The organism is Pseudomonas sp. SJZ077, from assembly GCF_007993905.1.
Lineage (GTDB): Bacteria > Pseudomonadota > Gammaproteobacteria > Pseudomonadales > Pseudomonadaceae > Aquipseudomonas > Aquipseudomonas mandelii.
On sequence record NZ_VIUJ01000013.1, the window covers coordinates 148,523 to 162,268 of the forward strand.

Annotated in this window: 15 protein-coding genes; 1 reads left to right on the top strand and 14 read right to left on the bottom strand. The window is 60.7% G+C overall.

Translation table 11 applies throughout. The features are described 5' to 3' along the window. Window positions 1–13: 13 nt before the first annotated feature. From FBY01_RS19975 to FBY01_RS20000, 6 genes are all read right to left on the bottom strand, one after another. Window positions 14–256: a hypothetical protein gene (locus FBY01_RS19975; protein WP_077747473.1), complete on the bottom strand. Its 243-nt coding sequence runs from the start codon at window positions 254–256 to the stop codon at window positions 14–16. Beyond that, window positions 253–519 carry a hypothetical protein gene (locus FBY01_RS19980; RefSeq protein WP_154502514.1) on the bottom strand — a complete coding sequence of 89 codons (267 nt, stop codon included), beginning with the start codon at window positions 517–519 and terminating at the stop codon, window positions 253–255. The genes FBY01_RS19975 and FBY01_RS19980 overlap by 4 nt, the downstream gene beginning before the upstream one ends. Before the next feature lie 20 nt (window positions 520–539). After that, window positions 540–1,178: a hypothetical protein gene (locus FBY01_RS19985; protein WP_145309085.1), complete on the bottom strand. Its 639-nt coding sequence runs from the start codon at window positions 1,176–1,178 to the stop codon at window positions 540–542. Further along, window positions 1,175–1,741, bottom strand: a complete 567-nt coding sequence (locus FBY01_RS19990) for an RNA polymerase sigma factor (RefSeq protein ID WP_010464876.1) — start codon at window positions 1,739–1,741, stop codon at window positions 1,175–1,177. Before FBY01_RS19990 ends, FBY01_RS19985 begins: the two co-directional genes overlap by 4 nt. A 1-nt stretch (window position 1,742) precedes the next feature. After that, complete coding sequence (locus FBY01_RS19995; RefSeq protein ID WP_145309083.1) at window positions 1,743–3,446, bottom strand: VWA domain-containing protein; 1,704 nt, start codon at window positions 3,444–3,446, stop codon at window positions 1,743–1,745. 89 nt (window positions 3,447–3,535) lie between these two features. Next, window positions 3,536–4,096, bottom strand: a complete 561-nt coding sequence (locus tag FBY01_RS20000) for a YbhB/YbcL family Raf kinase inhibitor-like protein (protein ID WP_145309081.1) — start codon at window positions 4,094–4,096, stop codon at window positions 3,536–3,538. A gap of 139 nt (window positions 4,097–4,235) precedes the next feature. Here FBY01_RS20000 and FBY01_RS20005 point away from each other — a divergent pair, with 139 nt between their 5' ends. Next, window positions 4,236–5,765: an apoptosis inducing factor family protein gene (locus tag FBY01_RS20005; protein WP_145309079.1), complete on the top strand. Its 1,530-nt coding sequence runs from the start codon at window positions 4,236–4,238 to the stop codon at window positions 5,763–5,765. A 74-nt stretch (window positions 5,766–5,839) separates the two neighbouring features. On the opposite strand, the gene FBY01_RS20010 is transcribed toward FBY01_RS20005, so the two are convergent. The 8 genes from FBY01_RS20010 to FBY01_RS20045 form a co-directional block, all read right to left on the bottom strand. Then, a complete protein-coding gene (locus FBY01_RS20010; RefSeq protein WP_010464885.1) occupies window positions 5,840–7,345 on the bottom strand; it encodes a YdgA family protein in 1,506 nt (501 codons plus the stop codon). A gap of 284 nt (window positions 7,346–7,629) precedes the next feature. Then, window positions 7,630–8,265, bottom strand: a complete 636-nt coding sequence (locus FBY01_RS20015) for a hypothetical protein (protein WP_010464887.1) — start codon at window positions 8,263–8,265, stop codon at window positions 7,630–7,632. Window positions 8,266–8,346: 81 nt separating this feature from the next. Then, window positions 8,347–9,795, bottom strand: coding sequence for an efflux transporter outer membrane subunit (locus FBY01_RS20020; RefSeq protein ID WP_145309077.1), 1,449 nt, complete (start codon window positions 9,793–9,795; stop codon window positions 8,347–8,349). Further along, on the bottom strand, window positions 9,792–10,679 hold the full coding sequence (locus FBY01_RS20025) for an HlyD family secretion protein (RefSeq protein WP_145309075.1): 888 nt from the start codon (window positions 10,677–10,679) through the stop codon (window positions 9,792–9,794). Before FBY01_RS20025 ends, FBY01_RS20020 begins: the two co-directional genes overlap by 4 nt. After that, the gene (locus FBY01_RS20030; RefSeq protein WP_010464893.1) at window positions 10,676–10,885 is read right to left on the bottom strand and encodes a DUF1656 domain-containing protein; all 210 of its coding nucleotides are present in this window, start codon (window positions 10,883–10,885) and stop codon (window positions 10,676–10,678) included. The genes FBY01_RS20025 and FBY01_RS20030 overlap by 4 nt, the downstream gene beginning before the upstream one ends. Continuing rightward, window positions 10,882–12,954: an FUSC family protein gene (locus FBY01_RS20035; protein ID WP_145309073.1), complete on the bottom strand. Its 2,073-nt coding sequence runs from the start codon at window positions 12,952–12,954 to the stop codon at window positions 10,882–10,884. The genes FBY01_RS20030 and FBY01_RS20035 overlap by 4 nt, the downstream gene beginning before the upstream one ends. Beyond that, entirely contained in the window at window positions 12,951–13,379 is a 429-nt protein-coding gene (locus FBY01_RS20040; protein WP_010464897.1) for a MarR family winged helix-turn-helix transcriptional regulator, read from the bottom strand. The genes FBY01_RS20035 and FBY01_RS20040 overlap by 4 nt, the downstream gene beginning before the upstream one ends. 135 nt (window positions 13,380–13,514) lie before the next feature. Next, window positions 13,515–13,709, bottom strand: a complete 195-nt coding sequence (locus FBY01_RS20045; protein ID WP_010464899.1) for a prevent-host-death family protein — start codon at window positions 13,707–13,709, stop codon at window positions 13,515–13,517. Window positions 13,710–13,746: the final 37 nt, after the last annotated feature.

A 13,746-nucleotide genomic window follows, 5' to 3' on the forward strand; every position in this document is an offset into this window, starting at 1 on the left:
AAAGCCTCAGGCCTTAGGGACTGGGGCTTTTTTGTGGGCGGTGTCCCGTCCTGCTTTGCTTAGCCTCAATGTCATCAATGAGCACATAAAGCTCCGCAAACACTGTTTCGGCGGCGATATTTGGACGCGGATCATTACAGCTAGCTTCAATAGCCTTAGCTTGTAACCGAACTGCCATCTGCTGTGATTCCGTGTAGGACGAGCGCTGAGCAACCAAGGTGTCAGATTCACAAACGAGCATAATGTGGTCTTTCATTCCGTCGTCCAATCAAACTCGTCATACTCATCATCCTCTTCGTCCTCAACCTCTTCATCGTCAAGAACGTCTTCCTCCAGCGCTTCCTCTGCCTGCTTCGCCAGCAGAAACTCCTTACGACTCTCCGTCACAGCGCGCCGCAATACCTCACCCTTTTCCGGGCAGTTGAGCATTTGGGCGATGCGGTCGATTTTTTTTGCCACGGCATCCTCCAACGCATCGGCTATAGGCCGATAGTGCGCGCTTTCGGGGCTCGTTGCCAAATGGCCGACCGCCCTGCTGCTCAGTTTTTCTGCAATTCCTTGAGCCGAGCCGCGAGATTTTCCTTGGGAAAGCGTTTGTGCAAGGTCGCCATCAGCTCATCAGCTGCTTTGGTTTGACCGGCATTTTGCAAGCGAATCACTTCACGTAACTGGTCGTCGATAAATTTCGCCGGAGCCTCCGCTGGGCGTTTGCTCATTTTTGATTCTTCCGCCATGTCAGCACTGATCGATTCGCTCTGCGCCGGCGCGGCAAATTCAGCCATTGGCGCTACGGGTGCGGGCGCAGGCGCGGACATCGCGCCGGCCGGGGCCGCCATTGAGCGGGCAACCGATGCAGGTGCTTCTGCAGCTTCTTTCTTGACCGCAAAAGACGAGGTTTTGGGTGCAGGGCTGGAATCCAAAGTTGGCACTTGCTCAGGCGTACGCTGCACCAGCGCCAACATGAAGGCGACGCCAACGAGGCTGGCGAATGCGACCTGCCAACGAGGTTTTTGGCAAGCCTGGACCCATCGTTGCCACAGGTTCGGTTTGTGCGCAGGTGTTTCACGGTGTGCAGCAGCCAGGATGAATGCATCCAGATGAGCCGGTGGTTCGCCAGCCACGTGTTCACGGTAATGCTGAAGCACTTGGTCTTCCGGTGTTTTACGGGCGTCAGTCATGTCAGTACCTCCTCGGCCAGCAGCCGACGCAGTTTTTGCTGGGCATAGCGCAAGCGACTCTTGACGGTTTCCAGGGGTGTTTCGGTGAGGGCGGCGATCTGCGGCAGGTCGAGATCGCCGTGGGCGCGGAGCAGGAACACTTCGCGCTGGTCGGCGGGCAAGTCGTGCAACGCGGTTTCGAGGCGTTGGCTGTCGCGGCTCAGGCTCAGCAGTTGTTCGGGATCGGTCGCCTCATCAATCACGGCGTGGGTTTGTTCGTCGTAGCTATCGTGCAAAGGGTTGTGAATGCCATGTTTGCGCCAGTGATCGATCAATCGGTTGCGGGCAATCTGATAAAGCCATGTACGAAAATTCGCCCGGCCTTGTGGCTGACTGGTGCTGCGGATCAGGCTCAGCCAGGTGTCCTGGTAAACCTCTTCGGCCAGTTCAGGCCTGCCGCTCAAACCGAAGAGGAATCGGTAGAGGCCCTGGCGATGACGGGCGTACAAGATCTCGAACGCTGGCCCGTCGCCTGCGCGGTACCGGGCCAGTAGCGATTCGTCGCTCGGTTCAGGCGCGGACATGTCAGTTATAAGCTCCTTTATGCGACTCAGTGTTGGAGGCGGTGGTAGTGGTTCGCAGGCTCTGCGCCAACTCAACCAATTGCACGAACTCTGCGCGCAGACCGAATGGGTCGTCGCCCCGTGCACCGCGCGCCAAGGCTTCGGTGTCCTTCAGGCTGAAATCACCGGTGTAACGCCCGTCCTTGAGCTGCTGGGAAAACGCTGCCACAGCCGACGCGAAGCGCAGGTCATCACTGGCGTTGCCGACCGAATTACCCGCAATCGGCCGTTCGATCAAGCGACTTTTCCCACCTTCCGGCAGCTGATATCGCACACGCAGCATCGCCAACTCCCCAGTTGTACCGGAAGCCACCGGCTCAGCCTTGCCATACCGCAGCGGCTCCAGCCTGCCCTTCTCGCCCTTGGGCACGATTTCGTACAACGCCGTCACCGTGTGTCCTGCACCAATTTCACCGGCATCGACTTTGTCGTTGCTGAAATCCTCACGCTTCAGCGCCCGGTTCTCATACCCCAGCAGCCGATATTCGCTGACCTGCGCCGGGTTGAACTCCACTTGCAGCTTCACGTTTTTCGCCACCACCGCGAGGGTTGAACCGAGTTGATCCACCAGCACTTTGCGCGCCTCGCGCAGGTTGTCGATGTAGGCGTAGTTGCCATCGCCGGCGTCGGCCAGTTGTTCCATCAGATGTTCATTGTAGTTATCCACACCAAAACCCAAGGTGGTCAGGGAAACGCCCGTCTTGCGTTTATCCACAGCCATTTGCTTGAGGCTGTCGAAGTCGCTGATGCCGACGTTGAAGTCACCGTCCGTGGCCAGCAGGATGCGGTTGATGCCTTTGAGAATGAAGGCTTGTTGCGCCATCTGGTAGGCCAATTCGATGCCCGAGGCACCCGCCGTCGAGCCACCGGCGGTCAATTGATCAATCGCTGTACGAATCTTCGCTTTTTCCCGTCCAGAAGTCGGCTCAAGAACCACACGCGAATCGCCGGCGTAGACCACCAAAGACACCCGGTCCTGCTCGCGCAGTTGATCGACCAGCAATTTCAGGGTGCTTTTGACCAGTGGCAAACCTTCGCGACGGTCCATCGAGCCGGAGACGTCCACCAAAAACACCAGGTTGGCCGGGGCCAGTTCCGCGACTGCGCGGTCCGAGGCTTTGATACCGATGCGCAGCAAACGGGTATGCGGATTCCATGGCGATGGCGCCAGTTCAGTGGTCACGCCAAAAGGCGAGCCGTCCGTGGGCAGCGCGTAGTCGTAGGGGAAGTAATTGACCAGTTCTTCCAGCCGCACAGCGCCTTCGGGCGGCAGGCGTCCCTGATTCAGCAAGCGGCGGACATTGGCGTAAGCGCCGGTATCGACGTCGGCGCTGAAGGTCGAGACCGGCGCCTCGGCCACACTGTGAATCGGGTTATCCGCCAATGCCTGATATTGCTCGCGCTGCTCATCCCGATAACCCGGCGCAGCCACCTCAGGCGCAAAGCTCACCATGGGGGCTGGACGGGCGCTGCGTTTGGCCATCGAGGCATCCGCGGCAACGGACTCGCTGCGCACCAGCGCCTCAGTCTTCAGTGCACCTTGAGCCGGTGGCGACACTGCGGCGGACTCAGGTTTAGAGGAAGCGCCGCAACCGGCAACGGCCAACAGCAACCCGACGGTGAAACCCTGGGCGGCCGGGCGGAGGAAATGCAGAGGGAGGGACATGGGGGCTGACCTCAGGAGGAAATTGATCCATTCATCCTCTGAGACGAGCCCCCGTCCAGGTTCGGGTTAACCCGGCTGAAAAATCAATCTCAGCGGTGATAACGCCGCACCACACTGCTGTTTTTCAGCACATGGCCTTTGATTTTCTCCAGCAGCTGCGCACGCGTCAGGCCGGCGGGCAAGGCGTCCGGAGCGAGGTCCAGGGCGTAGAGCTGGATAATGTAGTGGTGGGAGCTGTCGCCGATGGGTGGGCAAGGACCGATGTAGCCGGTGGTGCCTTTGCTGTTGCTGCCGCCCATACCTTCTAGCGCGGATTTGGCGCCCACTCCGGCCGGGATCTGACGGGTCGTGGCCTTGATGCCGTAGTGAATCCAGTGATCGACCCCAAGGCCTTTCTGGCCGTCCGGGTCGTGCATGACGATGGCGTAGCTCAAGGTGCCCTGGGGGCCGGCGTTCCAGCTCAGGGCCGGGGGCTGATTCTTGCCGCCGCAGCCGCTGGCGTCGCTGGCCGCCGCCGAGGTGAACAGGCGGTTATCCGAAACACCGGGAATGCTGACGGTGAAACGCTCCTGGGCCTGCGCCGGAAATTGCACGCAAAGGGCGACTGCAACGGCCGCCAGCCAAGGGTTCAGAGAGGTCAATCGGGTCATTCCGGAGCACCTTGTGCGGATGGGGCCTTCGTCGGCCTGCGAACTATAGCCGTACCGTTGGTGCGGTGGCAGTGGGAATTGGCTGAACCTCGGGACTAAGGCCAAACTCTTAAGTGAAACGCCCGCCTGGAGAATGATCATGGCCCTGCACCGCGTCGCCCGTTTTGCCGATGTGCCCGAAAACCGAGGCCTGGAAGTACGGATCGCGGACACCAAGATAGTTTTGCTAAGGGTCGGCGATCAATTGCGCGCCTATCAAGGTGAATGCCCCCACGCCGGGGCGCCGCTGGCCGAGGGTGCGCTGTGTCATGGGCGTCTGATCTGTCCGTGGCACAAAGCCGCGTATCGGATCGAGGATGGCGGGCTATGTGATCCGCCGTCTCTGGACAGCCTCAAGCGCTATCCCCTGGAGATGCGTGATGACGAGGTCTGGGTCGACGATCAGCCGCTCTCGGATCCCCACACCCCGCCAGCCGATGATGAGCGCACATTTGTGATCATCGGAGCCGGGGCCGCCGGCACAGCGGGAGCGGCGGCATTGCGCGAAAAAGGCTTCGGCGGCCGCGTCGTGCTGATCGACCGTGAAGCCGACGCCGGTTACGACCGCACAGTGCTGAGCAAATTTGTGATTGCCGGGGAAATGCCGCCCGAAGAAGTCCCGCCGCTACGGGATGAACGCTTTTACCGCGAGCAGCGCATCGAGCGAATAAATGGTGAAGTGGCGAGCCTGGATACAGCCAACAAAACACTGCGACTGGCCGACGGTCAGTCACTGACCTATGACGCTGCGCTGCTCGCGACCGGCGGCACACCCAACCCCCTCACGTTGCCAGGCGCCGACTTGCCGCAAGTCTTCCTGCTGCGCTCCAAAGATCAGGCGACGCGGATTCTGAACGCGGCAAAACCCGGCCAACGGGTGGTGATCATCGGCGATAGCTTCATTGCCTTGGAGTCCGCGTCGGCCCTGCGCCAATACGGTCTGGAGGTCACCGTGCTGGCGCGCCACGCAGTGCCGTTCGTCAAGCAGTTTGGCGAAGCGGTCGGCAAAGCGATTCGTGCCCGGCACGTGGCCAACGGCGTGGTGTTTCATACCGACAGCGAAGCCGCGCAAATCGAAGGCGCGGGCAAGGTCGAAGCGGTGAAACTGGAAAACGGTCAACGTTTGCCTGCCGATCTGGTGCTCGTCGGCATAGGCGTCAGCCCGGCGACGGATCCGTTTGCCGACCTGCCCAAGGAAAAAGACCGTTCACTGCAGGCCGACGGCGGCATGCGCGTGGCCGAAGGGCTCTGGGCGGCGGGTGATATCGCGACCTTCCCGCTCAACGGCCAGCCCCAGCGCATCGAGCACTGGCGCCTGGCGCAGCAACAGGCGCGGATTGCGGCGGCGAACATGCTGGGCGGCGACGAGCACTACCTCGACGTGCCGTATTTCTGGACCTGGCACTTCGGCAAAAATTACGACTACCTCGGCCACGCCGAAAGCTGGGACGAAGTCGAGTTCAAGGGCAATCCTGACCATCCACCCTTTATCGGCCTGTTCAGCAAGAACGGCGTGGTGGTGGCGGCTGTTGCCTGCGACAAAGAGCGGGCGATGGCGATGCTCGCTGAACGGATGAAGCAACCGCTGCCGGTGGATGAGGCGTGGCTGTTGATTCGGGATGTTGATTAGGTTTAAACAGCGGACAGCAAAACGCCCGGTGCCTGCGTTCGCAGAGACCGGGCGTTGCCATGAAGCGAACGGTATTACTGAATCGGTGCAACGCCGCCGAGTTTGCTCATCACGAAGCCGACAAATTGTTCAACGGTCATTTTCTGGCCATTGAATTCCACCTGATTGTTGGCGTAATGCAATTTGGCGACGACATCGTTGCCCTCCAGCTTGGCCAATTGCGTACCGACCGCCATGCTGCTGAACATGTCAGCAGTCGCCGTTGCCTGATCGGCGATGAGCTTGGCGTCGGTCTGACCGTCGATCTGCGATTGCACAGTGAACAGGTCAACGAGCATTGGCTTGGACACTTTCAGATTGAAATCCAGCAGCGCAATCAGTTGTTGGGTCAACTGGTCTGGCGGCAGGTCCATGGACTGCGGTTTGGTCAGGTCGAGCACCAGGTTGGCGCGGCTTTCACCGTTGGTGGATTTGAACGACAGATTCTCCAGGGCGACCTGCGGGCCAGCCGCGAGCAGTTTTTCCAGACCGATTTTGACCTGTGCTTCTTCTTCCGGGGTCAACACCAGTTCTGGCGCCGGTTCACCGGCGGCAGCGGCTTCGGCGGCGGCCTTCTCGTAGGGCTGCAATTTGGTCTGGTAGATCTGCATCAGCGACATGGTCGCCGGGATGTCGAGGTTTTTCAGGCTCATGGCCATCTGCGCAGAACCGAACGTTTTGCCATTCAACGACACCTCGCCCACCTTGTAATCGGCGCGCCCCGAAGCGCTGGTGCCCGACTCTTCGGTGTGGTTTTTCATTTCAAATTTCTTGAAGCCCAGTACCGACTGTTTGGCGCCGAAGGTGGTTTTGCTGTCGGTCACCTCCAGGGTGTTGTCGCCGACGTAATAACCGTAGGTGCTTTTGGTCAGGTTGCTGGCCACGGTCAGGCCGTTCAGCTCGACCTTCACGGGTGTCTGGTCTTCAGCCACCGTGGTCAGCGTCAGGCTGTCCATGTAGCCGTCAGCCTTGACCTTTTGGGCTTGGGCGCTGGCGGCGACGTCGAGGTTCAGACCGGAAAACTTCAGATGGGAGGTGGCGTCCAGCGCCACGTCCAGCGGCAGCAATTCGAGCGTACCGTTGGTGGAATTGTCGTACCCGATATTGACCAGGCCCTTGAGAGGCGACTGGTCCTTGGCAGCGGCGAACCATTTCTCGGTGGTTGGCGTTCTTTCCAGTTCGTAGTGACTGGTGGCCATGACCGGCAGCCATTTCAGCGACATCAGACGCGAGAACGGCAGCGGTCCGTGTTCGATGTGGTCGACGAACAGCAACTCGACCGGCGCTTCGCCAAACATTTCACCTTCGCCCTTGAGGCGATAGTGCGCGGTGCTGCTGAACACGTGGCGCTCCAGCGAGACCAGTTCCAGCGATGCCGTGCCGTTGGAACCCACCAGCGCGGCTTTCAGCTCTTTGTTGGCGTCAGCGATCGAGGTATTCAGCACGCCTTCGATTTTGGTGCCGGTGTACCAGGCACCACCGGCGCTGATTGCACCGATGGCAACGACGATTCCAAGAAGCACGCCTGCTGATTTATTCATGAATTACCCGATCAATGTCCGTTGTTGAAAATGTGGTCGTCTTCCCTGAACCCTTGACGGGTTGCGGTCACGACTGCGCTGAAAGTGCGAGGGAGATTAGCATCAGGCGCACCGGGTGGCCCAATGTTTAAAGGTTAAAGAGTGTCTATGGACCGCGTGCACGGGCCGAGAGTTTCGGCGGTCATGAAATCGCGTTCGCGGGCAAGCCTCGCTCCTACAGGTATCGCATGATCCTTGTAGGAGCGAGGCTTGCCCGCGAAGGCGTCAATACCGACAACATCAATTCAGGAATACTGAACTTCCATCTCATCCAGCTGGTGATCAAAGCTTTTGAGTCGCGCCGTCCACGTATACACCAGCACTTCAAAATCGCGATTGATTACCGCCCCGCCCGTCACGTCCGCACGGGGATCGCAGAAGTCCAGCTGATAGCGTTCGCGGGCCATGGCGGCGGCGACATCGGAGAGTTCGCGGGCGTTGTTCAGCCAGTGCCTGCCGTCTTCGGAGACTTGCTTGTCCAGTTCAAGGCATTGTTTCTTCAACGTATCGAGGCTTTTTTCCAGTGGCGTGCCGGTGAGTTCGCCCATGACTTCCTGGAACGTGCGCCCCGGTTGCCAGTAACTGCCCCAGAAATAGCGGTCAAACACCGTTTCGACCCGACGCAACGCCACCTTGGTGTCCCAGATCAGCACCCGGGTCTTGCCTTGTTCGAGTTGTCTTTTCTTGATGCGCTGGCCCTGGACTGAGGCCCAGGCCACTACGACGATTGCCATCACGGCAATCAGCGCGGCTGCGCTGTCGAGGAACACCAGAGCCTTGTCGATCTGGTGGGCCAGCATGATGCCGTAGAAATAGGTGGCCGACAGCAGAACCAATGCCGCAATAGCGCACCAGAAGCCGGGAGCATAAGGGTTTTTCATTATTAGATCCCCATGACCAACGCGAGCCTTGATCGATGAAATCGACGCGCGACTTCATCAAATCAAAGCATAGCAACGGCCTCAGGGTTTGCCGGGTTGTGACGCTTGCGTTCGTCCGCTTTCCCAGCCACCGCCCAACGCGAGGAACAGATCGATCTGGCTCATGGCAACTTGCGTGTTCGCGGAGGCCAATTGCGCCCGTACATCGGTGTAGGTGCGGGTGGCTTGCAGGTCCGCCAGGAACGATGCGCGGCCAGCCTGGAAGAAGCGGTGGGTCTGGTCGGCGGCCAGTTGTGCCGATTGTTCGGCATCGGCCAACGCATCGCGGCGTTGCAGCAGCGCGGAGTATTGCGCCAGGCTGGTCTGGGTTTCGCGGATGGCGTTGAGCACCACGCCGTCGAAATGCGCAAGCGTGCCTTGGGTCGCCGCTTCTGCCTCACGGATTCGCGCCCGGGAACCATTGGACGGCACAGTCCAGGTCAACAACGGACCAAAGCCCCAGCGGTTGGTCGCCGGTTTGCCGAGGTTTTCCAGGATGCCGACGGTGCCGACGGTCGCGCCGATGCTGATGTCCGGGTACAACTCGCCGGTGGCGATGCCGATGCCAGCGGTCGAGGCGGCCAATCGGCGCTCGGCCTGGCGCACATCGGGCCGGCGCTTGAGCAAAGTGGCGCCGTCACCGACCGGCAATAATTGAGTGATTTTCGGCAGTTCGTTGCAGGTGGCGGTCCCGGCTGGCAACTGATCGACCGGTTTGGCCAACAGCATCGACAAACGGAACAAACCCGCCTGGCGCGCCGCTTCATAGCGCGGCATGTCGGCGCGCAAGGATTTGAATTGAGTTTGCGAGCGCGTGACCTGGGTTTCATCGCCGCGCCCGGCGTCGCGCAGACGCTGGATCAGGGTCGTGCCTTGGGCTTGCAGGTCGAGGGAATGCTGAGCGATTTCCTGCTCTTCATTGGCCGCACACACTTGGGTGTAGGCCCGAACCACATCGGCCACCAAGGTGATGCGTGCGGTATCGGCGGCAGCCTGGGTCGCGTCGGCATTGGCCTTGGCCGCTTCGATGCCGCGCTGCAAGGTGCCAAACAGGTCGAACTGATACGAGGTCGTAATGCCGATGTCGCCAACGTTGGCCACGGGCACTTTATCCGCCAGCAAGAAGGCTTCGCCGGACTCCTGCAAACGCTGGGCGCCCATTTTCACGCCGCCGCTCCAGCCGCCCGCCGCCTGCGCTTCGTCAACCTGAGCACGGGCCCGGGAAAGGCTCGCCGCCGCCACGCGCAAATCGGTATTGGTGACCATGGCCTGCTGCACCAATTGGTCCAGGCGCGGATCCTGATACAGGCGCCACCAATCGGCAGGCACCGGGGCCGAAACGACATTTTTACCGTTCACCGCCAAGTCACCCTGCAAGTCTTCACGGTGGATGGCCGCGTCGTCCGGCAGGTGATAATCCGGCCCGACCACCTGGCAGGCCGACAGCAACACGCCTAATCCGACGACAGCCAAACCCGCGGCCCTGCTCATTTCGCGGGCTCCTGCGGCTGGTCTTCCATGATCGATACCGTGGCGGTGCGCCCGGCGATCATGCGGAAATCCGCCGGTACGTCGTCGAAGGCAATCCGCACCGGAATCCGCTGGGCCAGGCGCACCCAGCTGAAGGCCGGATTGACGTTGGGCAGCAGGTTGCTGCCGCTGCTGCGGTCGCGGTCCTCGATGCCGGCGACGATGCTTTCCACGTGGCCACGCAAACGCGCGCGGTCGCCGACCACGCGGATGTCGACCGACTGGCCGACATGAATGCCGTCGAGTTTGGTTTCTTCGAAATAACCGTCGATGTGGAACGAATTACTGTCCACCACCGACAACACCGGACGCCCGGCGGTGACGAATTCCTGCGCACGCGGCGCGCGGTCGTTGACGTAGCCATCCACCGGGCTGCGAATGGTCGAGCGGTCGAGGTTGAGCTGGGCGCTGTCCACCGCCACTTGGGCTTCCATCAACGCCACTTCGGCGCGAGCGACCCGCGACTGGCTTTCTTCCAGTTGCTCGCCCGGCACCAGATTGCCCAGGCCGCGGTTACGCTTGGCTTCCCGTTGCGCCTGGGCCAGGGTTTCCTGACGGTCGGCGACCGCCGCTTTCGCCTGACGCAAGGCCAGTTTGAATCGGTCCTGGTCGATGCTGAACAGCACCTGGCCGCGTTTCACCGATTGGTTGTCACGCACCTGCACTTGCTGGATCAGCCCGGAAACGTCCGGCGCGATCTGCACGATGTCGGCGCGGATGTGCCCGTCCCGGGTCCAGGGCGCGAACATGTAATACATCACCATGCGCCAGACCACGACGACGGCGAAGGTCACGATCAGCAAGGTCAGGACCACGCGACCGAGGGTCAAAAAAGGTTTTTTCATGTCATCAGGTATCGACTGAGTGAGTCCACGGCGCCAAGCAGCAAGGCGTAGAGAGCCACGTTAAACAATGCCCGGTGCCAGACCAGACGGTAAAAGTGCAGGCGTGTCAGCAGCCCGTGCACCAACAGGAACAACAGATACGTAATGCCCATCAGCACCAGCAACGTGGGCAGGAAGACCCCGCTGATATCCAGATCACCGATCATAAAGGCGCTCCATCGATGCCATGGGGAAGCGGTTCTTCGAGTTCGCCCAAGGCGACGAATTCCACCCCTGGCAGCAGCGACAGGCGCAGGCCGCTCAGGGCATGCAACAGGTGCAGACGCGCGCCGTCATCGCACTCGGTGTTGAGGGCGCGGCGGGTGCGGTCGAGGGTCATCAGCAGCGGGCTCGGTGCCGGCAATCGCTCGCCCGCCTTCAGGCACGCCTTGAAATACTCGCCAACCTCGGCCACCACTTGATGCAGCAGCACTCGCGGGGCGCCGAGCACTCGCGGCGTATAAGCCAGCAAGTCGAGCAGGTTCAGCGATACGCGCACTTCCCGCAGCGCGATGCCGGTGTCTTGCCCGGTCATGGCCAGCCGCGGCAGATGCTGCATCAGGCGATCGAGCATCTGCACGCCCAGGTGCCGGTGTTCGGCCAGCGTGGCCGGCTCGGTCAGGCTGACAATGTCGCGCCAGCTGAAACGGGTCAGGCGCTTGGCCGCCAGTTCCGCACCGAATGGCCGGGCGATCAGGGTCCAGACAAAGGCAAACAGCAAGCCGACGGGGCCGGCGAGGTTGGAGTTGGCGAAGCTGAGGAAATCCGCGTCGTAAGCGCCCTGAATGCTGATGAACGACGAGGTGTTGACCAGCGTCAGCAGCATGCCCAGGTAAAACTGCGGCTTGACCGTCAGGGTGCCGATGCAAATGAACGGCACAGAAAACGCCAGCACCAGCATCGGAAAATCATGCAGGTTAGGCAGGACCAGGAACAGATAAAGACTGGCGAACAACACCGACATCGCGGTCCAGAAAAAGAACCGGAAAATCTGCGGCGCCGGGTCGTCCATCGAGGCGAAGAAGCTGCACGCCACCGCCGCCAGAATCACCGCAGCGCCGCCATCGGTCCAGCCGAGCAGGATCCATAGCACCGAGGCGACAATAATCGCGGTCACCGTGGACGCCGCCGAATAAAGCATCAGCCCCCGGTCGAGAAACGGCGACAGGCGGCCCAGGCGCCAGTGCCGATACACCGCGCGCCAGCTGTCCTGGCTTTCGCACTGAATGGCGTATTGCAGGCTGCGGCAGTCTTGCCACAAGTCGACCCACTCGCCGAGGCGATACAGGGCGTTGGAAAACAGCAGTTGCTTGCGGTCATTCAGCGCTTCGGCGGACGGTTGCAAGGCCTCAAGTTGATCCTTCAGCGCCTGCCAGCGGCCGAGGTCGGCATCCTTGTGATTCAGCCATTCGGTGGTCGCCGTCAGCAGCGGCGCGAACTTATCCACAAGCTCGGGCGTTCTGCGTTCGAGGGCATAGAGCGCGTCGTCGAGGGCATCGATCACGGGCAGCAGGTGAATCATGCGGCCGCGCAGTTCCTTGGTATTACGCACCGTCTGCGGCCGCGCGCCTTCGTGGGGCAGCTGGCCGATCATCAATTCCAGGCTGTTGAACGTCGCCACCATCGCCGAGCGCAAGGCGCTGACTTCATCAGGTTGCACGTCGCGGCTGAGGAAACGCAGGCTGTAAGTCGAGGCATCGGCGAACCATTTGTTCACCGAATCGTTGAACACCGGCGCCAGCCGCCGGGGCCAGAACATGGCACCGACCACGGCCGCCACCGCGATGCCGAGAAAAATTTCTTCGGTTCGCGCTTCCGCGACATCCCACACCGCCAACGGGTTATCCACAACCGGCAGGGCGATCAGCGGCAGGGTGTAACCGGCAAGCATCAGCGCATAACTGTTGGCCGTGCGCAGATGCAAAGACAGGAACAGCAACGTCCCCGTCCACAGCGCGATCACGACCACCAGCACATACGGGCTCTGGACAAACATCGGCACGAAAAAAACCGCGGCCGCCGCACCGAGCAAGGTGCCGACCGCCCGGTACAACGCCTTGGAACTGGTGGGGCCGACAAAAGGGCTGGAAACGATATACACCGTGGCCATCGCCCAATACGGACGCGGCATTTGCATGAGCATGGCGATGTACAGCGCAATCATCGACGCCGCGAACGTGCGCACTCCGTAGAACCAGTCCCGCGCCGGAGGAACGCCGGTGAAAAATCCGCTCAAGGGTTGGCCACCGATGGCGCGTTCGCGGCTTCAAAGGCTCTCAACACCCGCAGTGTTGCTTCCAGATCACTGCGGTCGATCCCTTCGAGCACTTCATGGCGCAAACGCACCAGCTCGATTTCGACAGCCTGCACCAGCTCCCGACCGGTTTCGGTGAGGCTCAGGCATTTGGCGCGGCGGTCATGGACGTCTTCAGTGCGACAGACGTAACCGGCGTGACACAGCTGATCGAGCAGACGCACCAGCGACGGACTCTCCATCCCAGCCGCCTGCGCCACCGTCACCTGTCGCACACCCTCGCCCAGGCGCCCGATCATCAACAACGGGACGGCGCAGGCTTCGGAAATCCCATAGTTGACCAGCGTGGTCTGGCAGATCTTTCGCCAATGCCGCGCGGCCACCACCATGGAGCTGCTGATGTTCATCTGGAGAGCGTCGAGGTTTTTCGGCACGAGGGGAAATGCACACTGTTAGTTTGCTAACTATCAATATGGCATTGGAGGGGAAAGTTGGTCAAGTTTTGAAACAATTCTGTAGCCGGACGGACCGTTTTACGACATTCAACCGGACCCCTGGTTGAAATCGCCCAGACGCACCAGCATCGTTTCGAAAAGCTCTGCCGAAACCAGAGAGGCCTTGATCTGATTTTTTTCAATCACCGCCACAGGCCTGTCTTGCGCCTCACGCACTATAGTTCCTGCGTTTTTCGCGAGTTCAGAGATGCTGATGACTCTTTCTGCCAAAACACGCTGCATGACTCGGTCTCATGGTTGGACTCAACGCCATGAAAGC